Source organism: Thauera aromatica (assembly GCF_023093595.1).
GTDB classification, from domain to species: domain Bacteria; phylum Pseudomonadota; class Gammaproteobacteria; order Burkholderiales; family Rhodocyclaceae; genus Thauera; species Thauera aromatica_A.
The window spans coordinates 92,174-116,719 of the sequence record NZ_JALLIK010000105.1; the positions used below are offsets into that span (position 1 = coordinate 92,174).

Sequence of the window (24,546 nt, forward strand, 5' to 3'; positions counted from 1 at the left end):
GCTTTGTTTGTATACAGTATCCCGTACTCCGAAGGATAAATGCAACACACCCGTGGAATTTCCTCCCGACTCCGCTCAACCCCTCCCATCCTCCCCGCGCAGCCCGCTCGCGCGCACCACCCGGCGGTGCACGGCCTGCGCGACGAGCGCGGCCCCGCCCGCCGTGGCCAGGGTCAGGAAGCTGCGGGCGCGGGTGATGCCGGTGTACAGCAGTTCGCGGGTCAGGATCGGCGCCGGGCGCTCCGGCAGCACCAGGGCGGTGTGGGTGAACTCCGAGCCCTGCGACTTATGCACCGTCAGCGCAAAGACCGTCTCCACCGCCTGCAGGCGGCTCGGCAGCACCCAGCGGATGCCGCCGCTGCCGTCGCCCGCGGCGAAGGCGACGCGCAAGCGCACCGCCCCCCCCTCCTCGCCCTCCGTCCCGCCCTCCGCGGCCGGCTCGGGCACTGCCAGGGTGATCCCGATGTCACCGTTCATCAGCCCCAGCGCATAGTCGTTACGGGTCACCAGCACCGGCCGCCCGGCATACCAGCCATCGACCGCGGGAATCAGCCCGGCCGCGTGCAGCATCCGGGCGACGCGCGCATTGAGCCCTTCCACCCCCCAGGGGCCGCGGCGCAGTGCGCACAGGAGCTGGAATTCGGCGTGCGCCTGCAGCACCGCGCGCGCCCAGGCGTCGACCGCGGCGGCGCCTGCCGTGTGCGACGGCCGCCGGCGGCGCATCTCCTCCAGGTAGTGGCGGTAGCCACGGCGGCGCACGCCGCCCCGCTCGCCCGGCGCCGCCCCTGCGGACGACCCCCGCTCGGCCGTGCTGCCCTCGATCACGAGGCGCCGGAGCACGGCGTCGTCCTCGCCGTCGAGAACGATCCATTGCAGTGCCTCCTGCGCCCCGGCAGATGCCGCCAGCACCTGCACGACCTCTTCCGCGGCGCCGGCATTGACCGCCGCGGCGAGCCGGCCGATGCCGCTGCCGGCCGCGAAGCGGAAGCTGTGGCGGAGCATGGCCACCGCCTGGTCGAGCGCACTGCCGGCCGGATCGACCAGCGCCGCGGCGACGTCCTGCCCGCTCACCGCCCGCAGCCACGCGGCCGTGGCCGGGGTGTAGCGCCCCCGGTGCGCCTGCGCGCACAGCTCGCCGAGCACGGCGCCGGCTTCCACCGAGGCGAGCTGGTCCTTGTCGCCGAGCAGGATCAGGCGGCTGCGCGGGGGCAAGGCCGCGAGCACCGCGGCCATCATCTCGAGGTCGATCATCGACGCCTCGTCGATCACCAGCACGTCGAGCGCCAGCGGATTGCGGGCGTCGTGGCGAAAACGGCGGCTGTCCGGGCGGCTGCCGAGCAGGCGATGGAGGGTGCCGACGGTGGTCGGAATCGCCGCCCGCACCGCCTCGCCCTGCGCCAGGCCGTCCAGCGCCAGGCGGGCGACGGCGCCGGCGATGGCTTCGTTGAGACGGGCGGCCGCCTTGCCGGTGGGCGCGGCGAGGCGGATGCGCAGCGCCCGGGCCGGCACGCCGCCGGAGGCGGGGGCGGACAGGGCCAGCGCCTGGAGCAGGGCGAGCAGCTTCACCACCGTGGTGGTCTTGCCGGTGCCGGGACCGCCGGTGACGATCGCGAACGCACTGCGCGCGGCGAGCGCACAGGCGAGTTTCTGCCAGTCGGGCGCGGGTATGGGCACGGGCCCGGCGGCAGCGGGAAAGAGCGCATCGAGCGCCGCACGCAGCGCCGCTTGCGGCAGCGTAGCGGCGAGCGCCGCAGAGCGGGCGAGGCGCGCGTCGAGGGCCGCCCCCACCGCCTGCTCGTACTGCCAGTAGCGCCGCAGGTACAGCCGCGTGCCGTGCGCCACCAGCGGCGTCGCCCCGGCGCCGCGACCGACCAGGCGCGGATCGTCGAGCGCGCGCTGCCAGCGCGCCAGCTCGAGCCCGGCGAGCACACGCGCGGGCAGGTCGTCCGCCCCCTCGTCCTCGCCGCCGGCCGCTTCGGGCGGCAGGGAGAGGGCGAGCGCGGGATCGGCGAGGGTGGCGGCGAGATCGAGGCAGACATGGCCGCGGCCGAGCTGGTGGCTGGCCAGCGCCGCGGCCAGCACCAGCAGCGGATCGGCATCGGGTACTTCGCGCCACAGGAAGCCGGCAAAGGCGGCGTCGAGCGGGCGCAGCCAGCCGCGCTGCGCCCAGCGCGCGATCAGTGCCTGCATCCGGCCGCGGGCGTCGCCGGCCGCCTGGCGGGCGGGCCCCGCGGGCACGGGAGCGCCGAAGAGCGGCAGGAGCGCCGGGAAAGGCGTCGGCAGGGCGGGAGTCATTCGCTCCCCTCCGCAAGCCGGGCGGCCGCCGCCCCTCGCCCGCCGACGCCGGTGAAGAGCCGGTCGAGGGCCTCGATCAAGGCCTTCGGCGGGCGCTCGAAGTGCACCCCGGCACCGGGCGCACGGCTGCCGCGCAGGAACAGGTACAGCGCGCCGCCGACGTGGCGGTCGTAGTCGTATCCGGGCAGCCGCGCCTTGAGCAGGCGGTGCAGCGCCAGCAGATAGAGGGTGTATTGGAGCTCGTAGCGCTGGGCGAGGACCGCCGCCCGCATCGCCGCGGCGGTGTAGGCGCCGTCATCGGCCCCCAGCCAGTTCGACTTGTAGTCGGCGACGTAGAAGCGCCCCTCGTGCTCGAACAGCAGGTCGATGAAGCCCTTGAGCATGCCGCCGAGGGTGTCGGGGAGCAGCGCCGGGCGGGCCGCGGCGTCCAGCGTGTGGGCGCACACGAGGCGGTCGAGGACGCGGGTGTCGAGCGTAGCGACGGTGAGCCAGAACTCCATCTCCGCCACCACGGTACCGAGGCCGGCCAGGCGCAAGCGGGTCGCCGCCTGCCCGGGCGCGGCCGGCAGCGCCAGCTCGGCGGCGAGGAAGTGCTCCAGCCACGCCGTCAATGGCCCGATCCAGGCCTCCCAGCCGCGCATCCGGCAGCGGCGCGCGACCGTGTCGCGCAGCCCGCCGGGGTCGGCCGCCAGGGACGCGAAACCGCGCTCGGCGGCCCATTCGAGCAGTTCGTGGAGAAAGGTGCCGGCCTCGGCGCCGCGCGGGAAGGCGTGCAGGCCGGCGCCCTGCGCCGGCGCGCCGGCCGCCGGGGCGAGGAGCGGCGCGGTGTGCAGGGTTTCGTGGAAAGTGGCTTCGGCGGCGCTGTCCGGCGCCGCGGGCGGACGCACGCCGCTCGCCTCGGCCTCGGCAACCGCATCGGCGACCGCATCCGCAACGGCGGGCGGAAAGCCGTCGCCGTGCCCGCCGGTTTTCAACGCCGAATAGCTCGCGATCCACCAGTGCTCGCGCACGCTGCGCAGTGGCCGGCGCGCCGGGCCGGGCACGGCATCGGCACCGGGCGCCGCATAGCGCTCGGCGGTGGGCTCGGGGGCCGGCGCCACCGCGATGCAGTCGGCCTCGCCCTTGAGCGCCCGCAAGTGGGCTTCGAGGGCGGCGGGAGCGATCGGCGCGCCACCCGCGAGGAGGTAGCCGAAGGCGCTGTGCTCGAGCTCGTCGAGCGGCGCCAGCCCGACCCAGGTCGCATGGCGGGCGCGGGTGAGGGCGACGTAGAGCTTGCGCAGATCCTCCCCCAGGCGCTCGCGGTCGGCGCGGGCGAGCGTGTCCTCGTCGGCGGACAGCAGCAGCTGCGCCCGGCCGGCGGCGTCATGCACGGTGAGCGGACGGTCGGCGGCCCCGACCCGGCGCCAGGAGCAGGCGAACGGCAGGAAGACGAGGGGATATTCGAGGCCTTTCGACTTATGCACGGTGACGACCTGGACCAGGTCGGCGTCGCTTTCGAGCCGGATCTGGCGCCCCTCGTCGCCGCTCCCCGTGCGCGCGCCGGGCTGGCGCTGGCGGGCCAGATGGCGGATCAGAGCATGCTCGCCGTCGAGCACGGCAGAAGCCTGCTGGAGCAGTTCGGCCAGGTGCAGGAGGTCGGTCAGCGCCCGCTCGCCGCCGTTCACCGCGGCGGCGCCGAGCAGGCGCGCGGGGACGTCGAAGTCGTGCAGCAGCCGGCGCAGCATCGGCAACACTCCCTGGCGGCGCCAGAGCTCGCGATAGCCGCGAAACTGCAGCACCCGGGCCTCCCACACGTGCTCGTCGCGGTCCAGGCCATCGAGCGCGGCCCAGTCCAGTCCGAGGGTCGCGGTCGCCAGCGCAGCGCGCAGCAGGCGCGCGTCGTCGGGCTCGGCGCACGCCGCGAGCCAGTGCTGCAGCTCCTCGGCGCGGGCGCTGTCGAACACCGAGTCGCGATCGGACAGGTACACGCTGCGCACCCCACGCACCGCAAGCGCGGCACGGATCGCATCGGCCTCGTCCCGGGTATGGACCAGCACGGCGAGGTCGCGCGGGCGCAGCGCAGCGAACCCGGCCCCGGCGACGAAACCCGCCGCCCCCGCGCGGCCGCGGTTCAACAGGCGCACCATCGCGGTGGCACAGGCGGCGGCCATCTGTTCGCGGTAGGCGCCCTTGGGCAGGCTCTTGCCGTCCTCCCGCGCCGCCAGCCACCATGCGGTGAGTGCCGCCACCGGCCGGCCGTCGATCTCCAGCGTCTCCTTCCGCCCCTGCGCTGCGGCGGGAATGAAGGGCAGCGGGTTGTCGTCCGGGCTTGCGCCCGGGGAACGGAACAGGAAGGCACCGGCCCCGGCGGAGCGCGCCTCGGCGAAACCGAAGCAGCGGTTGACCGCCGCCACCATCGGTGCCGTCGAGCGGAAGTTGCGGCCGAGCGTGTACAGGCGGCCGGCGCAGGCACGCCGGGCGGCGAGGTAGGTGAAGATGTCGGCGCCGCGGAAAGCGTAAATCGCCTGCTTGGGGTCGCCGATCAATACCAGCGCGGACGGCATCCCGGCTCCGGAGTGCGGGTCCGCGCCCGCCCGGGTCACCCCGTACACCGCGTCGAAGATGCGGAACTGCACCGGGTCGGTGTCCTGGAACTCATCGATCAGCGCCACCGGGAACGTGCTGCGGATGCGCTCGGCGAGGCCCGCACCGTTGTCGCCCTGCAGCGCACGATCGAGCCGCGTCAGCAGATCGTCGAAGCCCATTTGCGCACGGCGCTGCTGCTCGGCGGCGAAGCGCGCCGCGACCCAGCACGCGGCATGGCGCAGCAGGTCGCCAAAGGCGTCGGGCAAGGCCGCCAGCGCCGCCGGCAGCGCGGCGACCGCCTCCAGCGCAGGGTGCGACGGCGGCGCGCCCTTGTCCGCCTTCCAGGCATCGGCCAGTCCGGCCGGCGTCAGCCGCGTCCACCCCGTGCCCAGCTCGAGGTGGACCGCCCCCGGGTCGCCCGCCCAGGCGCGCAGCTTGTCGAGCCAGGGCAGGTAATACTGCGCCCGGAGCTTCTGTCCATTGACGCAGGCGCCGGCCACCGCCCGCTCGAGCAGGGCCTGCAGTTCGTCCGCCCAGCCCGGCCAGGGCGCTTTCAGCGCAGCCAGGCGGCGCTCCCGTTCGGCCGCCGCCTGGCCGAGCAGCGCCGCGGGCGCGCTGCGCGGAGCCGACGCTTCGAGCGCCGCGGCGTGCCCGACGAGGCGCTCGAGGGCCTGCTGCAGGGCCTGCGGCCCGCTCCACCAGCGCGCGACTTCGGCGGCCTGCGCGGCATCGAGGGGGACGATGAAGGTGCGCCAGTAATCGCGCACGGCTTCGGCCAGCAGTTCGCCCTGGTCCGCCTCCAGGGTCTGGGTGAACAGGCTGCCGCTGGCGAACGCGTGCTCGCGCAGCATGCGCTTGCACCAGCCGTGGATCGTCGATACCGCGGCCTCGTCCATCCACTCCGCGGCGAGCTGCAGCTTGCGCGCGCAGGCCGGCCAGTGCTCGGGAGCATGGTCGGCGCGCAGGCGGGCGAGGAAGTCATCATCCACCGCCGCCGGCCCCTCCCCCTGCGCCCCCTCCCCCTGCGGCGCGGGGAGGAAGGCTGCGGCGGCTTCGGCGAGGCGGGCGCGGATGCGCTCGCGCAGCTCCTTGGTCGCCGCTTCGGTGAACGTGACGACGAGGATCTCGGGCGGCGCGAGGGCGCGCACGAACGCATCCGCGCCGCCGTGGCCCAGCACCAGGCGGACGTACAGCGCGGCGATGGTGAACGTTTTGCCCGTGCCGGCGCTGGCCTCGATCAGGCGCTGGCCGTGGAGCGGGAAGCGCAGCGGATCGAGGGGAGCGCCGGCACTGCTCCCCGGCAGCTCGCCTCCGTCCACCGCGCCGCCGGATTCCTTCCCCTGCTCAGCGTTCACTTCCGGTTCCTCCTGCTTCCTGCATCCCCGCCCTGCCCCGCCTTGCCTCCGTCCCCACCTTGCCTCCGTCCTCGCCTTGCCTCCGTTCCCGCCCTCCCCTCTTCCGCCGCCTGCGAGTGGATGGCGTCGTGCAGCGGGCGCAGCAGGTGCTCGGCCAGCGCCTGGAACTCGCCGCCGCCGACGAGGGCATCGAAGTCGGGAAAGGCGCGGCGCAGATAAGGACTGGCGCCCAGCTCGCCGTCATTGCCGTAGCCGCCTTCGTAGACCGTCCGCGCCGCCGCCAGCGCCTTGCCGGCTGCGCTCCCGTCCTCCCGCTCCCCGTCCCCCTGCTCCTCCTCCCCGCCGTGCGCGGACCCGGGCCGCGCACGCAGCCAGGCGAACGCCGTCCGCACCGCCAGCGGCAGGGGCCGGCCCATTCCGTCCTGCCAGGCGGCAAGCAGGTCGCGCAGCCGCTCGGCGGCAGCGGCGGCCTCGAGCGGCGCGAGCGCGACCACCCCTTTCTTGCTCACCACCACCGTGGTCACCGCGCCCCGGGCGCACTGCCAGGCCAGGTGCCGGACCCAGTGGCGGATCAGCTTCTCGCCGCGGTAGTGGCGGTCCTTCACCAGGTCGCTGGGTTCGAGCACGATGACGGCGGACGAGGCGGCCGGGACGGCGCCCCCCGTCGCTCCCTGCGCGATCCAGGCCTCGTCGCCCCCATCGCCGTCGCGGCAGCGCAGGCCGCCGAGCCAGTCGGCGAGTTCGAGGCGGACGCCGTCGCATACCGCCTCGAAGCGCAGCTCGAATTCGCCCTCGACGTTCCGCGGCCAGCGTGCGAGTGCCTGGGTGTACGCGTCGAACAAGGCCTCCATCGGCTCGGCCAGCTCCGTCGCGAGGCGCTCGCCGAAGGCCCCCGCGGCCAGCTCGCCGCGGCGGCGGATCGCCCCCAGGCCGGCTTCGCGCGCTGCTGCCGGGGCCTCGGCCCGGGCCAGGGCATCGGCCTGGGCGGTGATCAGTTCGTCCTGCAACTGCCACTTCTGCAGGCCGTCGAGAACGAACGGCTCGACATCCGTGCTCGCCGGATCCTCGTGCTCGAACGCGACCCCGAGGCGGCGGCGGAAGAAAGCCTTCACCGGATCGTGCAGGAAATCGGCCAGCTCGCCCACGCTGAGCGGCTCTTCGCGCTGCATCGGCGGCAATGAGGCGGACCCGGCGGCGGCCCCGGCGGCGGATGCCGGAAGCGGGCTGCGACGCCATTCGTGGGCATAGGTAAACAGCGCCGACGCGGCCGAATCGGGAGCGAAGTAGCGCATGCTGAAAGGCTGGAGCGGATGCTCGACGGTGAGCGCCGCAAGCAGCGCCCGGGCCGCGTCCGCCGCGCTGCTTGCCTCATCGCCCGCCAGGCGCCAGCCGGCGCCGAGGTGGTCGCGCAGCTGGCCGACCAGCACCGAAGGCGGGCGCTCGGTGTTGTCGTTGATGCTGCGCCCCACCCATGATACGTACAGGCGTTCGCGCGCCGACAGCAGCGCCTCGAGGAACAGGTAGCGGTCATCCTCGCGCCGCGAGCGGTCGCCGGGGCGGTAGTCGCGCCCCATCAGATCGAAGTCGAGCGGCTCACGGGTGCGCGGATAATCACCGTCGTTCATCCCCAACAGGCAGATGTGGCGGAACGGGATCGCGCGCATCGGCATCAGCGTGGCGAAGGTCACCGCACCAGCGAAAAAACGCTGGCCGAGGCCGCCGTCATCGACACTGTCGAGCCAGTGCCCGGCCACCACCGCCAGCGGCAGGGGCTCGTCCAGCGCCGCCTCGTCGCAGGCGTCGAGCCAGCGCTGGAGCGCGGCATCGAGGCGCGACAGGGTATAGGCGTCGGCCGCCGCCGCGGGCGCGAAGAAGTGCGCAAGCAGGGCGCGCAGGCGCTCGCCCCAGGCGCGCGGCGTGGCCGACGTGCGCAGCGTGCGCCAGGCGTCGTCGAGGCGGGCGAGCAGCATGGCGAGGGGGCCGAGGAGCGCAGCATCGAGGCCGCCGATCTCGCCATAGGGCTCGATGTCCTGCCACGGCGCCGCCTCCGCCCCTGCGGCATACCCCAACAGCATCCGGCGCAAGCCGAACAGCCAGCTGTTGGGCGCCGCCTCGCCGGCATCCGGCAGCGCCAGGTGGGCACGCTGTTCGCCGTGCAGCCCCCAGCGGATGTTGGCCCCGCGGATCCAGCGGTGGAGCACCGGCACGTCATCCGCGGCAAGCCCGAAACGCGCGCGCAGCGCCGGCACTTCGAGCAGGTCGAGGACGTCGCTGACCGCCAGCCGCGACTGCGGCAGCCCGAGCAAATGCTCCAGCGCATGGAGCAGCGGGTCGATGCGGCGCGGGCCCTGGTCGGCGAGGCTGAAGGGGATGAAGCGCCGGTCGTGGGGCTCGTCCAGCCCGAATACGGCCTGGATGTGGGGAGCGTAGGCGTCGATGTCGGGCACCATGACGATCACGTCGCGCGGATGCAGGCCGGGGTCGGCATCGAAGGCAGCGAGCAGCTGGTCGTGGAGGATCTCGACTTCCCGTTGCCGGCTGTGGGCGACGTGAAAGCACAGCGAACGTTCGCCGGCGGGGTCGACCGTGCGCCCGAGGCGCCGGATTTCGGGTAGCGGACGCAGCGCGCGGATGTCGTCCTGGATCTGCTGCAACAGGGTGGCGCCGGCAGTGGCGACGAAGAGGTCGATGCGCTCGCCGATGGCGGCGAAGCGGCGCTGGTGGCCGGCCCGGGCGCCGGGGTCGTCATGCTCGTCGAGCAGCGCGATCGTGTCGCGCCCCTGCTTGCCCCATGCCGCGAGCAGCGGATGGGCGTGCAGGTGCAGCGCCTCCTCGCTCAGCGCGGGCGGCGAACCCGGCTTGCGCGCCTGGCGCGAAGCGCGCGCGCGCAGCAGGTCCTGCCCGGAGACGATGTCCGCCCAGTAATGCTCGCACGGGTTATGCACGCACATCAGCACCTGCGACCACTGCGCGAGCGCGGCCAGCACTTCCAGCGACTGGCGCGGTAGCGCGGAGATGCCGAACACCAGCACCCGGCGCGGCAGCGCGGGCGGTCGCGGCGCGTCGGCAAGGGCGCGGGCGCGCTCGAGGAAGGCTTCATGGACGGTGGCACGCCCGCCCGCCGCCCGCGCCGCGCCGCCCGTTGCCGGGCGCGCCGCGCCGATGTCGGCGTGCAGGTGGCGCCACAGCGCGGCCTGCCAGCGCTGCTCCTCGGGCAGCGGCGACACCCCGCCACGGGCATCGATCAGCACATCCTCCCCCCGCGCCCACGCCGCCAGCCAGTCGGCGCGGTACACTTGGTACTGGTCGTACAGGTCGGCGACACGCTCGGCGAGCTGGAAGCGTTTGCGCAAGTCGGCATCGTCATCGAGGAAGCGCTGCAGCGGCCGGTACACCGGCTCGGCCCCGAGCGTCGGCAGGATGCGCATCAGCCGCCACTGCAGGAGCGTCTCGTCGAACGGCGAGACCTCCGGCACTGCATCGCGCCCGAGCACCGCACGATAGGCCTGCCACAGGAAGCGCGACGGCAGCGAGAACGACAGCCCGGCGGCGATGCCGCAGCCGCCCCGCCCCGCGTCGGCGGCAAGCGCGAACTTGAGCCACTGCGCGATGCCGTTGCTCTGCACCAGCACCACTTCGGTCTCCAGCGGCGCAAGCGGATGACGTTTCATCCAGGTGACGAGCAGGTCGCGCAGGGACTCAGCCTGGTTGCCGTGGATCAGAATCAGACCGGGAGAGAGATCGGCGTCGGTCAACGCGGCGCTCCGGGGAACGGGAAACATCGCCGGAAGGTAGCCGCCATTGGCCCGTCATGCAACCGGCGGCAGGCGGCGAGCGGGTCTATTGTTCCATCAGCGGCAATGGTGATTTGACGATTGCCCCCTGTTTCACCTCCCCACGTGCCGCATACAGTCCACCCATCGCATACGCCGGCACCGCCGCCGGAGGCGCCGCCAAAGGACACCGGACATGAGCACGCACTACACCGCCACGGCGAAGGCCCTGCACTGGATCATCGCCGCCCTCATCCTCGGGCTGCTCGGCCTGGGCTTCTACATGCAGGATCTGCCGCTGTCGCCGACCAAGCTGCAGCTGTACGCGTGGCACAAGTGGGCCGGCGTTACCGTGTTCCTGATCGCCGTGTTCCGCCTCGGCTGGCGCGCCACCCATCGTCCGCCCGCCCTGCCGGGGCACATGGCCCCGATCGAGCAGCTGGCGGCGCACACCGCCCACCACCTGCTGTACGCGCTGATGCTCGTGATCCCGCTGTCGGGCTGGCTGATGAGCTCGGCCAAGGGCTTCCAGACCGTGTGGTTCGGTGTCCTGCCGATCCCGGACCTGCTCGCCAAGGACAAGGAACTCGGCGACCTGCTGCAGGCCGTACACCCCGGCCTGAACCTGCTACTGGTCGCGATCCTGCTGGGCCACATCGGCGCGGCCCTGAAGCACCACTTCATCGACAAGGACGACGTGCTGACCCGCATTCTGCCGCGTCGCGCCTCCTGAACGCCCTACCGCAAGCAAAGGACACCCGATCATGAACCGCATTGCCATCGCTCTCCTGAGCGCACTCGCCCTCGCCGGAACGGCCCACGCCGTCGAATACACCCGGGTCCGGGCCGAGCAGAGCCGGATCGACTTCGGCTACCAGCAGATGGGCGTGTCGATGGAGGGCAGGTTCGGCACGTTCACCAGCGAGCTGCGCTTCGACCCGGCGGCCCCGGCCGCGGCCCGGGCGGCGATCGAAGTCGACCTCGCCAGCGTCGATACCGGCAGCGCCGAAGGGGACGCCGAAGTGGCCACCCGGACCTGGTTCGACACTTCGAACTTCCCGGTCGCCCGCTTCGAATCGACCGGCGTCAAGGCGCTCGGCGGCAACCGCTACGAAGTCTCCGGCCGGCTGACGATCAAGGGCACGACCCGCGACGTCATCGTCCCGGCCACGTTCACCGCGCAGGGCGACAGCGCCGTGTTCGACGGCAGTCTCACGATCCAGCGCGGCGACTTCTCGATCGGCGAAGGTGCGTGGAAGGCCTTCGACATCGTCGCCAACGACGTCGTGATCAAGTTCCGCATCACCGCCGCCGCGGGCAAGTAAGCCGCCCCCCATCCACCCCTTTGTGCTTTTTTACCCCCCCTGAAGGACACTCCGCCATGAACCGCTTCGCCCGACTTTCCGCCGCCCTGCTCGTCTGCGCCGCGACCGCCGCCCCGGCGCTGGCCGCGCCCGCGACCTACACCGTCGACGGCACCCACACGTTCCCGCGCTTCTCGTACAGCCACTTCGGCCTGTCGACCCAGCTGTCGAAATTCAACAAGACCAGCGGCACCGTCACCCTCGACAAGGCCGCCAGGACCGGCGCGGTCGACATCACCATCGACATGACTTCGGTCGACACCGGCTACGAGACGTTCGACGGCCACATCCAGGGCGAAGACTTCCTCGATACCGCCAGGTACCCGACCGCCACCTTCAAGTCGACCGAAGTGAGGTTCGAAGGCGACAAGCCGGTCGCCATCGACGGCGAGCTCACCATCAAGGGCGTGACCAGGCCGGTGACGCTGAAGGTGACCCACTTCACCAACATGCCGCACCCGATGCTGAAGAAGGACGCGATCGGCGCCGACGCCACGGTCGTGATCAAGCGCAGCGAGTTCAACGCCGGCAAGTTCGCCCCGAACGTCGGCGACGACGTGACGATCACGGTCTCGCTCGAAGCGATCCAGAACTGAGCGCCGCGGGAAGCGGCTTGGCCGCTTCGGCCGGCTCCCGAACGAAACGCCGGATGGCGGACTCGAACCGCCGGGCGCGCATCTCTATCCAGCGATGCGCACACACAGACACGCCGGAGGAGGTCAGGATGGGCTTGCTCGTCGACGGTGAATGGGTCGATCGGTGGTACGACACCGCGGCCAGCGAGGGACGCTTCGTGCGCAGCGAGGCGCAGTTCCGCAACTGGATCACTCCCGACGGCCGCCCCGGCCCGAGTGGCGAAGGCGGCTTCGCGGCGCAGCCCGGGCGCTATCACCTGTACGTCTCGCTGGCCTGCCCGTGGGCCCATCGCACGCTGATCTTCCGTGCGCTCAAAGGGCTCGAAACGATCATCGGGGTGTCGGTGGTCAACCCGCACATGGCCGGGAACGGCTGGAGTTTCGCCCCGGCGCCCGGCGTCATCGCCGATCCGGTCGGGCAGGCACGCCATCTTTACGAAGTCTACCTGCGCGCCCGACCCGGCTACAGCGGCCGGGTGACGGTGCCGGTGCTGTGGGACCTGGAACGCGATACGATCGTCAGCAACGAGTCGGCCGAAATCATCCGCATGCTGAATTCGGCCTTCGACGACGTCGGCGCCCGCCCCGGCGACTATGCTCCGGCGGCGTTGCTGCCGCAGATCGACGCGATCAATGCCCACGTGTACGGCACCATCAATAACGGCGTGTACAAGGCCGGCTTCGCCACCGAGCAGCGGGTCTACGAGCACGAGGTGGCAGCCTTGTTCGATGCCCTCGACGCGCTCGAGGCCCGGCTGTCGGACCGGCGCTATCTGCTCGGCGAGCGCATCACCGAAGCCGACTGGCGCCTGTTCACGACCCTGGTGCGCTTCGACGCGGTCTATCACGGCCATTTCAAGTGCAACCTGCGGCGCCTGAGCGACTACCCGCAGCTATGGGGCCATACCCGCGAGCTGTATCAATGGCCCGGCGTGGCCGCCACGGTGGACCTGCACCACATCAAGACGCACTACTACCGGAGCCACCCCACGATCAATCCGAACGGAATCGTCCCGGCCGGGCCGGTGCTCGACTTCGACGCCCCTCATGGGCGTGGACACCTCGTGGCACTTGATTGAAGCGCTCATACCACCGGGCCGAACGCCTCCCCGCCGGAGCTCAAAGCGCTGAACTAGCCCCTATCTGGGAGGCCACCTGAGCAAACCAGAAGCGCCTGAAGCTTTTGTTCTGCTTCAGAAAGGCGAACATCTTTGTGAGCCTCCCCGTCTTTCAACCCGGTGGCATATGCCGAAAACTGCTGGTCATGCTGAGCGCTGATTCAGGGCGGCATTTGCCAGGGCGGCGCAGAGGGTGGTCAGGGCGGCAGCGGCAAAAAGCCCCGTAAACCCGGTTGCGGAAAGCAACACGCCGGCGACGCTGGGACCGAGAAAAAACCCAGCCTGCATCATGGCGAGCAGGAGGTTCTGGTTGAGGCCGCGCATTGCCGGCGGTGAAACATCGAACATCAGCGCCGCCTGCAAGGGCATGATGACGCCCCATCCTAGGCCGAGGAAAACCGCCAAGGCAAAAAACAGGATCTGTTGGCTGGCAAAGGGCAGCAGGACATAGCACGCGGCAACCAGACAGAAGCCCGCAGTCGACAAGCGCAGCTTGTCATGGCGGTCAAAATACGGGCCACCAAACAGGCGTGCGAGCATCATCACCACGGTTGCCAGCGTGAAGAACAGGCCGCTATTGACGATGCCCAGGGTATTGCCCAGTTCGCGCAGGAAGAAAAATACGGCAGCATAGCCGCCATACAGAGCCAGGCTGGCAAACAACAGCAGGGCAATCGGCAGGCTGCGAACGCTATCCAGCGCTCCAGCCATGCCGGGTGGCGCCGCAACGGCGGCTGCGGTGTTGCCTTGACGGGAAAACAGCGCCAGCGCGATCGGCAGCAAGGCAATCAAGGCGGCCCATTGCAGAACCTGCCCAAAGGCCGCCGGCAGAATGCCGAGCACATCGAGCAGGGGCGGCATGAGGGCATAAGGAACGAGGCGAACCAGCGAAGCCCAGCCGAACGCCTGCCCGCTTTTGCCCGCCGGAATGGTCTCGACAATCATGCAAATCAGCGCGGCGATAACGCAACTGAAACCCGCCCCCTGGAGCAAGCGCGCCGCCATCAGGGGGACAAAACCGGTGGCATGGCTGGCCATGTACAGCGCGGCGGCAAAGACCAGCGAGCCGCCGATCAGCCAGCGTCGCGCCGTTGCCGGATGGATCAGCAAAGCGACCAGAGGCTGCACGATCAGGGAGGCGAGCGCGTCGGCACCGATGATCAAACCGGCCGACTCCTGGCTGAGGCCGAGCAGGCCGAGATAGGCATGGAAAGGAAAGAACAGCGCGGTAACGCACGTCACCAGCATGAACTGGAGGTTCAGCGCAATGAAGCCCGGCGTCCAGAGTTTGCCGCCGTCAGTCATGCACGGCCGGGGCGGGGCATTGCAGCAAGAAGCGCTGGAGCAGATTACCGGCCAGCATCCGCCGATACTCTGCGCCGGCTCGCAAATCGCTGATCGGCTGCACGCTGTTCCGGACCAGTGCGACTGCCTGCCGCACCAGCGAAGGAGAAAGTTTCTCGCCGCGCAGGAGGCTTTCCAGCGCGGGCAAGGTCACGATGGTCGGTCCGACGGCCCCCCAGGCAAAGTGCGATGCCACGACACGCTCCTCGGCATCGAAGCGCAACAGACCGGCAAAACTGACCACGGCAATCGCCAGCGATTGCCGATGGCCGATTTTTTCAAAGCCCTGTCGCGAAAAACCCGGTCGCCGGGGCAGGAGGATCCGCGTGAGGAGTTCGTCCCGGGCCAGGCAGGTGCGGCCGGGAGCCAGTACAAATTCGGGCAGCGGCAGCCGACGGCGGCCACGCAGGGAGGCCAGCTCAATTTCGGCGCCCAGGGCGTAAAGCGGCGGCAGGGAGTCGCCGGCGGGCGAGGCGATACAGAGATTGCCGCCGAGGGTTGCCATGTTGCGAATGGCTGGCCCGCCGACCGTTCGTGCAGCGGCAGCGAGTATTGACGCCTGCTCGAGAAGCAGCGGTGAAGCGCCGATTTCGCTGAAGCGTGTCGCCGCGCCAATCGACACATACCCATCGCCGAGGTCAATGCCCCGCAACTCCGGTATCCGTTCCAGGCTGAGGAGCGTCGGCGCCGCTGCCTGCTCCGTGCGACGCAGGTGTACCAGCAGGTCGGTGCCGCCGGCCAGCGGCTGCATTTCCTCACCGCGCTGCAGCAGTTCCAGCGCCTCGGCGAGGGTGGTTGGCGACAGGATGGTGCTCATGGACTCGCCTTGACCCGCTCTTCCGCTGCAGTCGCCGGGAGCGCGGCGGCGGCCTGCGCCACGGCATCGACAATTTTCACATAACCGGTACACCGACACAGGTTGCCGCTCAAGGCCACGCGTATTTCTTCGCGCGACGGATGCGGCTGCCGGGTCAGCAGGGCCAGCGCGGCCATTTCCATGCCCGGTATGCAGTAGCCGCACTGGACGGCACCGCTTTGGACGAAAGCCTGTTGCAGGCTCGCCCCTGCCTGCGTTGCGCCCAGCCCCTCGATGGAGGTGACCCGGCGCCCCGCCAACTGGCCGGCGAGCAGCAGACAAGCCAGCTGCACTTCTCCGTCGACCAGAATGCTGCACGCGCCGCACTCGCCGGTGCCGCAGCCCTCCTTGCTGCCCGTCAGCTTGAGGTCCTCGCGCAGCAGATCGATCACCCGGCGCATTGCCGGGACTTCGAGGCTGACTGGATTGCCATTCAGCTCAAAACCGAGTCGGATTTTCATACCGTACTTTCCTGCTCGCGCTCATCCAGTGCATGCAAGACACGCTCTGCGGTCAGAGGTGCATCCCGCAGGGCGATGCCGCACGCATCGGCAAGCGCATTGGCCACCGCGGGCAATGGCCCATTCATGGCGACTTCGCCAACGCCCTTCATGCCGAACGGGCCAGTACTTTCGGCGCTGCCACAGGTCAGGGAAACAATCTCCGGTACGTCGAGGCTGCCGGGCATCACGTAGCGGCTGAAGTCTTCGGCCAGTACTTGGCCATGATGGGTAGCCAGATCCTCCATCAGGGCGTAGCCGAGCCCCTGGGCCACGCCGCCTTGTACCTGCTGCTCGACCATGCCGGGATTGAGTACGGCGCCGCCATCGGTCACCGCCAGATAGTCAATGACCCGGACGCAGCCGGTGGCGAGGTCGACTTCGATGCGCGCCAGATGCGCGGCGTAGGCAAAGATCACATGGGGGAAGCCAATGAAAAACCCTTTGCCGCTCCCGGTGTCCCGACAGACCGGAGCGACAAACTCACCGATGCAACAACGCTCTTCCTCACGCATGAATCCGCCCAGGCGTGCCAGGCTGACTTCCCGCCCGGAGGCCGCATGACAGACCTTGCCCGGGACAAGCTCAAGCGTCGAGTCGTCGTCGACGAAGAGCAATAGTCCGGCACGATTGATGATCCGGGCCTTGAGTTGCTCACATGCCGCAATCAGCGCGTTGCCGAAGGTATAGGTGGTCCGGCCAGCCGATGAAGAGCCTGAGGGGTAGGCGGTTGCCGTATCCGGTTGTCGCACACGGACCCGGCCGGCATCTTGGGCCAGAATGTGTCCGGCTATCTGGACAAAGGCGCTGGCGTTACCCTGCCCCATGTCGGCTACCGCGTTGTGCACCACGATCCGGCCGTCGGCGGTCAGTTCGACTTTGGCGATGGCGGCATCCCGAACCTTGCCGCCGTAACCCATGGCATTGAACACCGCTGCCAGGCCCACGCCGCGGCGCGTGCCGGGGGCCGCCGCTGCTTGCCAGGCGTAGCGGTTCAGCCAATGCGAGTGGGCGGCAAGCTTTTCGAGGCAGGCGCCCATGCCGGTTGAGGTGGCCAGCGTCACCCCGGCACAGTTGGTGTCGCCTGCGCGCAAGGCGTTGTGGCGTCGTAGCACCAGCGGGTCTGCGCCCAGTGCGCGGGCCAGTTCGTCCATCATGCTCTCGAAGGCAAAGCTGACCTGACAGACGCCAAAGGCACGCATCGCACCCGCGACCGGATTATTGGTGTAGACGCACTGACCTTCGATCAGAACATTGGGGATGCGATAGGGCCCCCCCCGCGTGTTCCATGCCTAGCGCCATGACCTCGGCCCCGAGGTGGGCATAGGCGCCCGTGTCGTAGACCAGGCGACAATGAAGCGCCTGCAACGTACCGTCGTGCCGGGCGCCGAGCCGGTATTCGATGCGACAGGCGTGGCGGCGGTAGCCCGCCAGCAGGTTTTCTTCGCGATCCCAGTGCATCTTGACCGGACGGCCGCCGCTATTGAGGGCCGCCAATGCCAGAAGACACTGCACCGTGGCGCCATCCTTGCCGCCGAAGCCACCGCCTAGGCAGGGAGCGATGACGCGGATGCGCTCGAACGGTAGACCCAACGCATGAGCGATCTCCAGGCGGTCGCGAAAGGGCGCCTGGGTCGAGAGCGTGAGTGTCAGCGTGCCGTCAGGCGCATAGCAGGCCACGCCATTTTCGGTTTCGATGAAGCCATGTGCCTGCACCGGCGTGCTGTATTCACCCGCGACCACGACATCACAGGATGCCAATGCCTCAGCGCCATCGCCCCGGCGGATTTCGGCAGCGCCGAGCAGGTTGTCGGCGCGCTCCTCATGGAGCCTGGGGGCATTGGTGGCCAGCGCTGCCACGGGGTCGCAGACCGCCGGCAAGGGTTCGAGTTCGACCTCCACCCGGCACAGCGCTGCACGCAGCGCCTCGGGACTCTCGGCAATGACCAGGGCGACCGGGTCGCCCGCATAACGCAGCTTCTGGTCGGCCAGCACCGGCATGTCCTTGTGCACGATCCCCTGCCGGTTCGTCCCCGGCACGTCGCGTGCGGTCAGTACCTTGACGACCCCTGGCATTGCAGTGGCCATGCGGGTGTCGATGCTCCGGATGCGCGCGTGCGCCAGTCCATGCCGTGCCCCGGGGCGCACGGCACCAGCCCAGAGCAGTCCTTGCGGGTAGCAGTCGGCTGCATAAGCTTCGCGCCCTTCGGCTTTCGCCTGCGCATCCGCCCTGATTTCCGACGCGCCGACCCGCAGCGCGGTCGCGCGCGTCTCGTCAGCCATTCACGCTCCGCCAGTCGGCTTCAACCCGCGCCAGGAGCTGCCAAGCTCTCTCACGGTACAGTTTGACCGCCCCAAAATCGGGCGTGTGGAGCATTTTGTGCAGAAGCAGACCGTCCCGATCACCGGAGAACCAGCCCGGTGTCACTCCGGCCAGCGAGTAGCCCTGGTCGCGCAGCCATTGCGCCGCTTGTCCGACGGCCGGATCGCCGAGATTGAGGAAGACTTGGCGGGTGGTGCACATTTGCGCATCGGCCGCGCGTTCCATGTCGGCAAGCCTCGCAGCGATGTCTTCGCCGCAGACAACCACCTGGCAGCGACTGACCGATGCGAAGTCGAACACCCGGGTCTCCACCTGAGCTTTTTCCTGTCCGGCCGCGGTGCTACCGGCGGCCACGAGTCTCCGCTCACCGGGCACGGGGTCGAGAATGAAACGCACCGGGTCGAGATAGAGCGCCGGGACATGCAGGGTCTGCGGGGCCGTGCGGAAGGGGAGATAGGTGAACAGACAGGAGACGCGCCCCACGGAGTTCTTCAGCAGACGATAGGTTTCGGCCGGCATGAGATCGATTTCGATGGCCGTCTCGATACAACCTACGTCGTAGGAGAAGCGTTGTGTCACCAAATGATTGCACACGGCTTCGCCGTAAATGCCGGCCAGGCCGAAGCTTGGCAGCATGGCGACGATATGACGCATGATTTCACTCGCGGCATGATAGCCGCTCAGGGTCAGGCCGACGCCGATTTCGTAAAGCTCCGGATTGACCGCGGCGCTGCGGTAGGCCGCCATATGGCTGACGATGTCCCCCTTCGGCGTGCGCGCCACCACGGAAATCAGGTCATGACTGCCGTTGGCGCTTGTCAGCCATGCCGGGTCGTAATACTGCTTGAGCGGATAATCCTCGCCATAGACCAAGCGAAACAGATTGACGACACCATTTGCATCTTCGGGGCGGTAACGATCGATGACAATGGTTTGCCCGGGTTCAACGGAATAAGTTGGCGTTGGGTCCACGATTTTTTGTATTTCTTCCCGCATGTTGCTGGTTCAGGCATGGGCAGACTGGCGCAACTGGCGAATTTCATCCGTGAAAATTTCAGCAAAACGCGCCATCGCTTCGCTTTCTCTGAGGGTGACGCGAATCCAGCCTGGAAAACGGAACCCCGTCATCGAACGGATCATGATACCCCTGCGCATCAGTCGGCGGTACATCAGGGTATCGTTGATCGGCACCTTGATCATCAGGTAATTGCCCTCGCCGCCCACCGTCGGCAGCTCCAGTTCGGCACACAGCCGCGTCAGCGCTGTACGCGCCTCGCAAACCATCTGCCGTGAGCGCACCACATGACCGCTGAGGTCGGCGAGAGCAGCTTGGGCGGCGACCTGGGCCAGCGTATTGACGGAATAGGTGACGTAGGTGCGACGCACCGCCTCGATGACGGCAGTGCTACCCGCCATGAAGCCGATGCGCAGACTGGCCAAGGCATACATTTTCGAGAACGTGCGAAACACCACCACGTTCGGAAAACGCTCCATCAGGCTCATGGCGTTCGGGTAGTCAGGCTTGTCCACATATTCGAAATAGGCTTCATCGACAACCACGATGCAGCGCTCGTCCACGCGCTTGATGAAATCGACGAGGACATCGGCAGGCCAATAGGTTCCGGTCGGATTATTCGGGTTGCAGACGAAAACGATCTTGGTGCGTCGATCGATCCTGGACAGCATGGCTTCCGGATCGAAAGCGTGGTCGCGCAGCGGCGCCAGGCGCGCTTCGATACCGGAAAACTCGGCAACCCATTCATAAACAGCAAAGGTCTTGTCCGCGGTCACGATGTTATCGCCGCGCTCGCAAAAAGCCTTGATGATCGAGCCGATCACCTCGCAAGAACCGTTGCCGACCAAAAAACGGTTGGCGGAAAGATCAAACCGGGCGGCCAATTCCGCGCGCAAATCGTAGGCATCGCCACTGGGATAGAGCGACAGCAGGTCGACGGAATACGCTTCCATGGCCTGCCGGGCGGCGGGCGGCGGCCCGAGTGGATTCTCGTTGTTGTTCATCCGGCAAAGAAAGGGGGCGCCATACTCCCGCATCAGGTGCTGATCGGGCTTGCTCGGCACGTAGGCCTCGAAGTTCCTGACGTACTCCGGAATCAGTGTGTCGAGATGACGGCCAAAATCCAGTTCGGCGCTCATGATTCAGGACAAAAAATGACGAGATCGCCGCGGCCTGCCTCCGGTAACAGGAGGCGGGGCGTGAACCCGACAGCGTACAGGAGCGGAACCAAAGCGCTGTCATCGGGCGAGGCGGTATCGATTTCGACGATGATGTTGTGGATGCCCTCGCGCTCAAGCAGTTGCATGTGGCGCGTGAAATTGCCGGCCAAATCGTTTCCCGTCACCAGAAGGCGCAGCGTCGCGAGCGAGCGCTCGGGCTCGAAGTCGACACTGAACACCGAAGCGGCGCTGCGCCCGCGCGCATCGCTTTGCGGCAAGGCCTCACGCACCTGACGCGGCAGACAGAGACGATCGTACTCGGCGCACAGGAACGCCGCGAACCGGGGCTCGGCATACACCGTCGCGCCGCTCTCTTCGCGCAGCTGTTTATAGTAGTGGGTCCAGCGCACAGCTTCACCGCCACGGATCAGCACGAGCTCGCCGAGCCGGTCGAAAAACCGGTCATAGCCGGCCAGCCGCCCCTGGCGACGAAGCAGGGAGCGTGCGCCGCTGCGCGCGATACGTCCGACCGCCTCGTCCAGCAGATCGCTCAGAACCGTATCGTCTGGATCCGGATAGAGCAGATAGGGGCCGAACAGTTCGATAGTCGATTCGCTCAGGTTGCGCCAGAACACGCCGCCGACCATGGCCTCCCCCCGGCTGGCAAGGATGCCCCCCAGGGCACCTGCCGCCAGCATGTCGGCCGCCATGCCTGAACGCAGCAGCCAGGGCGGCACCCAGGTCGCGTCGTCTGCCGCCACAAGGCGGGCAAAATAATCGATGTCGGCGCTGCCCGGAAGCTGGCAACGCAGTGTGGCGGCAGGCGGCAGAGCAGGCAGCGCCAGCGGCTGAACCGCGGCGTATTCGCGCGTCCGCGTTAGTTGCAGGTCGAGCCGTTCGTCGTGGCCGAAATCGAGGCGCAGGCGGGTAACGCTGCGGGCCGCAATCATCGGTCCCAGCCCAGCCAGCGAATCCTCATCGTCAGGATTCACCCGATACGTGAGGTTGAAGGCGCCTAGATCGGGATGAGCCACGCGAAAGCCGATGGTGACCACCAACTGGTAGTTTTCGTTCGCCAGCCGCAAATCGATGCCGGTCGCACCCGACAGCTGATCGAGATAGAAACTGAAAATCTCCTCGACCGCGAGCACCAAACTGCTGGTTTCTTTTTCACCAAAGGCGAAGCCGCGTACCGCTTTTTCGGTGAACGCCATGGCCAAGGGCAGGAAGTCGGGCGAAAAAGGGAAACTGGCCGATGCCGTGCTGGGCGTGCTGCAGGATTGTTGCCGCTTCATGTTCACCTGTTGATACGGAGGCGCTGGGGCGCGGAGGGTGGCCTGCCTGATTGCTTCGGATCATTCATTCCTGGAAAACGGCTTCCGGACTCGAATGCGGACGAGCCCTGTCACTGCCGGATCAGGGCGAGGGCGTCGGCGTCGCTGGCGCTGATCTTCACCACCCGGTCGAACCCGGAAAGGGCGAAAACATCCTTGACTGCGCCCGACAGACCGCTCAGAACGAGCTTGCCTTTCTTGGCGTCGAACAGCTTGGCGGCTATCAACACGCTGCGCAGGCCGGCGCTGCTGATGTAGTCGAGCTGCTCGAGCGCCAGAATGCAGTGGCTGGCACCGCCCGCTGCGTCGCGCAGGTGCGCGTCGAACTCAGCCGCGGTGGTGGTGTCGAGCTTGCCCACGACATTGACGATGACGACGTCGGCGTCGCTGCGGTGAGTGATTTCCATGAGCGCTTTTCCTTGTTGAGATACGGTGTGGTTCAGTCTGCCGACGCCGGGTCATGCCTGCGGCTGGGCGGGCAGTTCGATGGTAAGGCGGTTGAGCGTGTTGTCACGTGTGTAGTCCATTCGCGTCGCCATGGTCCTGACCATGTACAGCCCGAGGCCACCGATCGGGCGGTCTTCCACGGACAGGTCAAGGTCGGGCGCCAAGGGCGCTTGCAGCGGATCGAAGGGCCGTCCGTCATCCTCGATGACCATCACGACCGGGGTGTCGAGTCTGACATGCACGCTGATCCGATGTCCGGCCGGGCCGTCGTCATAGCCATACTTGATGGCGTTGGTGATGATCTCCTCGAAGATGAAGCGTAACGAATGCGCCAGTGCGGATGCAACCCGCCGGGCATCGAGAAATTCGTCGAATCGGGCCAGTGCGTCGGCCAACTCGCCAGGAGCCGGGTGGAATTCGGCCTGCCAATGGGCTGGGGGGGGGTACCCAGAGCCTGCGGCTACGCTCTCCGTCAATGGCGCCTGTGCTCTTGACATGCCCGTAGGCGATGCAGCATCCGGCGGCAACCAACGGAACATCAGGGTGGTAATGTCGTCGGACTGATCGGCACCGTCGGCATGGCGCAGCACGTCCTGGAACAAGGTGTCGAGCGTCGCTTCGCAGGTTTGCTTGCCGGCTGCCTTCAGGCAGGCAAGCAGGCGCTCGTCGCCATAGAGCACACTGGCCGGGCTCATCGCCTCAGTCACGCCATCGGTGTAGAGCAGCAGGGCATCGTCCGCTTGCAGGTCCAGGCTGAGGGTATCGTACTCCATGCCCGGCATGACCCCGGCGGCAACGGTGCCGGCAGGGGTCGGCACCCAGGACAGGACGCCGTCGCGCAGATGCACCGGCAAATTGTGGCCGGCATTGCTGTAATCGACACGCCCTGCATCGAGGTGGATGACCGCACAGAACAGGGTCACGAACATGCACGATTCGTTGCTCTCGGCGATCGCGTCGTTGACGCGCGTCAGCACCTTGCCGGGGTCGTCCTGAACCTTGAATTCCGAGCGCAGGAAGCTCCGTGTAACGGCCATGAACAGCGCTGCCGGCACCCCCTTGCCCGACACGTCGCCAATAGCCACCACCAAACGGTCGTCACCGAGCATGAAAAAGTCGTAAAAATCGCCCCCCACTTCACGCGCAGGCACGATCATGGCGCTCAGGTCGATATCCTTGCGGTGCGGATAGGCAGGGAAGGTCTTCGGCACAAGATCCATTTGAATATTGTGTGCAACTTTCAGCTCGCTGTGCATGCGCTCGCGCGCGGCGGTGCTGCTCTGCAAATCGGCGATGTGACGCTTGAGGCTGTCACGCATGCGACCGAAGGCACTTGTGAGGTGCGCCACTTCGTCCTGGCCCTGCGGTGGCGGCAGGGGCGCATCGAGATTGCCGTCGGCGAGGGTCGCCACCGCCTCGCTCAAGGCGTGCACTGGACGCGTGATCGAGCGGGCAATCAGGGCCACTGCCAATACCAGCAGCAACAGCCCGGCGCTGCCGAGCAAGGCAGCGTCGCGACTGTGGCGCAGCATCTGCGCTTCGAGCGCGGAACGCGAAACCACCGCGCCCATCGTCCATGCGGTCGTTTGCAGGGGATGCCAGGCTAGCCAGCTGCGCTCGGCGCTGGTCCAGTTGTTCCAACTGATCAGGCCTGCCTCACCGGACACCATACTCTGGCCGAGGGCGCGCAAAGCCATGTCGCCGCGTTCCTCGGCAATACTGAAGACCGTTTCCCTGAAGGCCATCTGGGCAACCGGGTGCGAGGCATAGGTACCGCTGCGGGTCATGATGAGCCCATAGCCGCCTTCGCCCAGCGGCTGTCGGGCAATCAACTGGTCAAGCCATTGCAGGTCGATGTCGGCACTGACCACGCCGGCAAATACCGGCCCGTCGGGCGACGGCAGATGGATCGGCACCGAGTAGGTAACCCGTTTGATGCCGTCCTGTTTGACGTGCGGCTCACTCCACACCGGCCGATCGAGATGCTTGGGTAACTGATACCAGTCGCCCTGCAAGGCGGCATGGTCGCGGGTGACCAGATCGACCGTCACCAGTTGACCGTTGTGGCGGTAGCTGTATGGTGCGCCATGACGCCAGCCCGGCGGCCGCAGCCGCTCCTCGAAAGCCGCGCCGACACCGAGCACACCGTCGTGTTCGCGCAGGACACGCATCTGTAGGGCGAGCACCTCGTCGTTCGCAACCTGCAGCCGGGCAGCCTCAAGCGCCAGCGCGATGCCATCGACCAACCCATGCAACCGCCCCAGTTCAGCATCGATGCGCGCCGCAACGCCTTCGGTGATTGTCGCCACGCGCTCGCGTGCGTCGTCCTCCAATTGGTCTACAACATTGCGGTGATTGGAAAAAAGAACCGCCGCCAGGATGATGGCGGTCACGGCGATCGTCCAGACGATCATGCGCCACGCTAGGCCATGGCGTATGAGCAAGCCTTGCCCGGTCCTTGT

The 24,546-nt window shown here is 68.2% G+C and carries 17 protein-coding genes; 4 read left to right on the top strand and 13 right to left on the bottom strand.

The genetic code is table 11. The features are described from left to right. Positions 1 to 75 precede the first annotated feature (75 nt). Genes recD through recC form a run of 3 tightly spaced genes read right to left on the bottom strand, consistent with a single transcriptional unit; the run spans position 76 to position 9,970 of the window. Positions 76 to 2,295, bottom strand: a complete 2,220-nt coding sequence (gene recD / locus MXC99_RS11675) for an exodeoxyribonuclease V subunit alpha (RefSeq protein WP_247725624.1) — start codon at positions 2,293 to 2,295, stop codon at positions 76 to 78. After that, complete coding sequence (recB, locus tag MXC99_RS11680) at positions 2,292 to 6,215, bottom strand: exodeoxyribonuclease V subunit beta (protein ID WP_247725625.1); 3,924 nt, start codon at positions 6,213 to 6,215, stop codon at positions 2,292 to 2,294. Before recB ends, recD begins: the two co-directional genes overlap by 4 nt. Beyond that, positions 6,212 to 9,970, bottom strand: coding sequence for an exodeoxyribonuclease V subunit gamma (recC, locus tag MXC99_RS11685; protein WP_247725626.1), 3,759 nt, complete (start codon positions 9,968 to 9,970; stop codon positions 6,212 to 6,214). Before recC ends, recB begins: the two co-directional genes overlap by 4 nt. A gap of 214 nt (positions 9,971 to 10,184) precedes the next feature. Between recC and MXC99_RS11690 the strand changes: the two genes are divergently transcribed. The 4 genes from MXC99_RS11690 (at position 10,185) to MXC99_RS11705 (ending at position 13,066) form a co-directional block, all read left to right on the top strand. Next, the gene (locus MXC99_RS11690) at positions 10,185 to 10,721 is read left to right on the top strand and encodes a cytochrome b (RefSeq protein WP_247725627.1); all 537 of its coding nucleotides are present in this window, start codon (positions 10,185 to 10,187) and stop codon (positions 10,719 to 10,721) included. Positions 10,722 to 10,752: 31 nt separating this feature from the next. Continuing rightward, complete coding sequence (locus tag MXC99_RS11695; RefSeq protein ID WP_247725628.1) at positions 10,753 to 11,313, top strand: YceI family protein; 561 nt, start codon at positions 10,753 to 10,755, stop codon at positions 11,311 to 11,313. A 56-nt stretch (positions 11,314 to 11,369) separates the two neighbouring features. Next, a complete protein-coding gene (locus MXC99_RS11700) occupies positions 11,370 to 11,948 on the top strand; it encodes a YceI family protein (protein WP_247725629.1) in 579 nt (192 codons plus the stop codon). Between the two features lie 128 nt (positions 11,949 to 12,076). Then, entirely contained in the window at positions 12,077 to 13,066 is a 990-nt protein-coding gene (locus tag MXC99_RS11705) for a glutathione S-transferase family protein (RefSeq protein WP_247725630.1), read from the top strand. Positions 13,067 to 13,249: 183 nt separating this feature from the next. Here the strand turns inward: MXC99_RS11705 and MXC99_RS11710 are convergent, their stop codons facing one another. From MXC99_RS11710 to MXC99_RS11755, 10 genes are all read right to left on the bottom strand, one after another. Next, complete coding sequence (locus MXC99_RS11710; protein WP_247725631.1) at positions 13,250 to 14,410, bottom strand: MFS transporter; 1,161 nt, start codon at positions 14,408 to 14,410, stop codon at positions 13,250 to 13,252. Then, complete coding sequence (locus tag MXC99_RS11715) at positions 14,403 to 15,266, bottom strand: FAD binding domain-containing protein (protein ID WP_247725632.1); 864 nt, start codon at positions 15,264 to 15,266, stop codon at positions 14,403 to 14,405. The genes MXC99_RS11710 and MXC99_RS11715 overlap by 8 nt, the downstream gene beginning before the upstream one ends. Further along, positions 15,263 to 15,766, bottom strand: a complete 504-nt coding sequence (locus MXC99_RS11720) for a (2Fe-2S)-binding protein (protein ID WP_247725633.1) — start codon at positions 15,764 to 15,766, stop codon at positions 15,263 to 15,265. Before MXC99_RS11720 ends, MXC99_RS11715 begins: the two co-directional genes overlap by 4 nt. After that, positions 15,763 to 17,007 (bottom strand): xanthine dehydrogenase family protein molybdopterin-binding subunit, encoded by a 1,245-nt coding sequence (locus tag MXC99_RS11725; protein ID WP_432654250.1) that lies wholly within the window; start codon positions 17,005 to 17,007, stop codon positions 15,763 to 15,765. The genes MXC99_RS11720 and MXC99_RS11725 overlap by 4 nt, the downstream gene beginning before the upstream one ends. Positions 17,008 to 17,023: 16 nt before the next feature. Next, positions 17,024 to 18,088 carry a xanthine dehydrogenase family protein molybdopterin-binding subunit gene (locus tag MXC99_RS11730; protein WP_247725634.1) on the bottom strand — a complete coding sequence of 355 codons (1,065 nt, stop codon included), beginning with the start codon at positions 18,086 to 18,088 and terminating at the stop codon, positions 17,024 to 17,026. Continuing rightward, positions 18,081 to 19,124: a hypothetical protein gene (locus MXC99_RS11735; RefSeq protein WP_247725635.1), complete on the bottom strand. Its 1,044-nt coding sequence runs from the start codon at positions 19,122 to 19,124 to the stop codon at positions 18,081 to 18,083. Before MXC99_RS11735 ends, MXC99_RS11730 begins: the two co-directional genes overlap by 8 nt. A gap of 9 nt (positions 19,125 to 19,133) precedes the next feature. Next, entirely contained in the window at positions 19,134 to 20,282 is a 1,149-nt protein-coding gene (hisC, locus tag MXC99_RS11740; protein ID WP_247725636.1) for a histidinol-phosphate transaminase, read from the bottom strand. Further along, a complete protein-coding gene (locus tag MXC99_RS11745) occupies positions 20,279 to 21,598 on the bottom strand; it encodes a hypothetical protein (RefSeq protein ID WP_247725637.1) in 1,320 nt (439 codons plus the stop codon). The genes hisC and MXC99_RS11745 overlap by 4 nt, the downstream gene beginning before the upstream one ends. A gap of 110 nt (positions 21,599 to 21,708) precedes the next feature. Further along, a complete protein-coding gene (locus tag MXC99_RS11750; protein WP_247725638.1) occupies positions 21,709 to 22,044 on the bottom strand; it encodes an STAS domain-containing protein in 336 nt (111 codons plus the stop codon). 51 nt (positions 22,045 to 22,095) lie between these two features. Beyond that, positions 22,096 to 24,498: a SpoIIE family protein phosphatase gene (locus tag MXC99_RS11755; RefSeq protein ID WP_247725639.1), complete on the bottom strand. Its 2,403-nt coding sequence runs from the start codon at positions 24,496 to 24,498 to the stop codon at positions 22,096 to 22,098. Positions 24,499 to 24,546 lie beyond the last annotated feature (48 nt).

Coding starts and splice junctions, on each gene's coding strand:
- MXC99_RS11715 (WP_247725632.1), bottom strand. CDS start 15,266: ATGAGCACCATCCTGTCGCCAACCACCCTCGCCGAGGCGCTGGAACTG.
- MXC99_RS11700 (WP_247725629.1), top strand. CDS start 11,370: ATGAACCGCTTCGCCCGACTTTCCGCCGCCCTGCTCGTCTGCGCCGCG.
- hisC (WP_247725636.1), bottom strand. CDS start 20,282: ATGAGCGCCGAACTGGATTTTGGCCGTCATCTCGACACACTGATTCCG.
- MXC99_RS11710 (WP_247725631.1), bottom strand. CDS start 14,410: ATGACTGACGGCGGCAAACTCTGGACGCCGGGCTTCATTGCGCTGAAC.
- MXC99_RS11755 (WP_247725639.1), bottom strand. CDS start 24,498: ATGATCGTCTGGACGATCGCCGTGACCGCCATCATCCTGGCGGCGGTT.
- MXC99_RS11750 (WP_247725638.1), bottom strand. CDS start 22,044: ATGGAAATCACTCACCGCAGCGACGCCGACGTCGTCATCGTCAATGTC.
- recD (WP_247725624.1), bottom strand. CDS start 2,295: ATGACTCCCGCCCTGCCGACGCCTTTCCCGGCGCTCCTGCCGCTCTTC.
- MXC99_RS11720 (WP_247725633.1), bottom strand. CDS start 15,766: ATGAAAATCCGACTCGGTTTTGAGCTGAATGGCAATCCAGTCAGCCTC.
- MXC99_RS11705 (WP_247725630.1), top strand. CDS start 12,077: ATGGGCTTGCTCGTCGACGGTGAATGGGTCGATCGGTGGTACGACACC.
- MXC99_RS11725 (WP_432654250.1), bottom strand. CDS start 17,007: ATGCGTGCCTTTGGCGTCTGTCAGGTCAGCTTTGCCTTCGAGAGCATG.
- MXC99_RS11735 (WP_247725635.1), bottom strand. CDS start 19,124: ATGCGGGAAGAAATACAAAAAATCGTGGACCCAACGCCAACTTATTCC.
- MXC99_RS11695 (WP_247725628.1), top strand. CDS start 10,753: ATGAACCGCATTGCCATCGCTCTCCTGAGCGCACTCGCCCTCGCCGGA.
- MXC99_RS11730 (WP_247725634.1), bottom strand. CDS start 18,088: ATGGCTGACGAGACGCGCGCGACCGCGCTGCGGGTCGGCGCGTCGGAA.
- MXC99_RS11690 (WP_247725627.1), top strand. CDS start 10,185: ATGAGCACGCACTACACCGCCACGGCGAAGGCCCTGCACTGGATCATC.
- MXC99_RS11745 (WP_247725637.1), bottom strand. CDS start 21,598: ATGAAGCGGCAACAATCCTGCAGCACGCCCAGCACGGCATCGGCCAGT.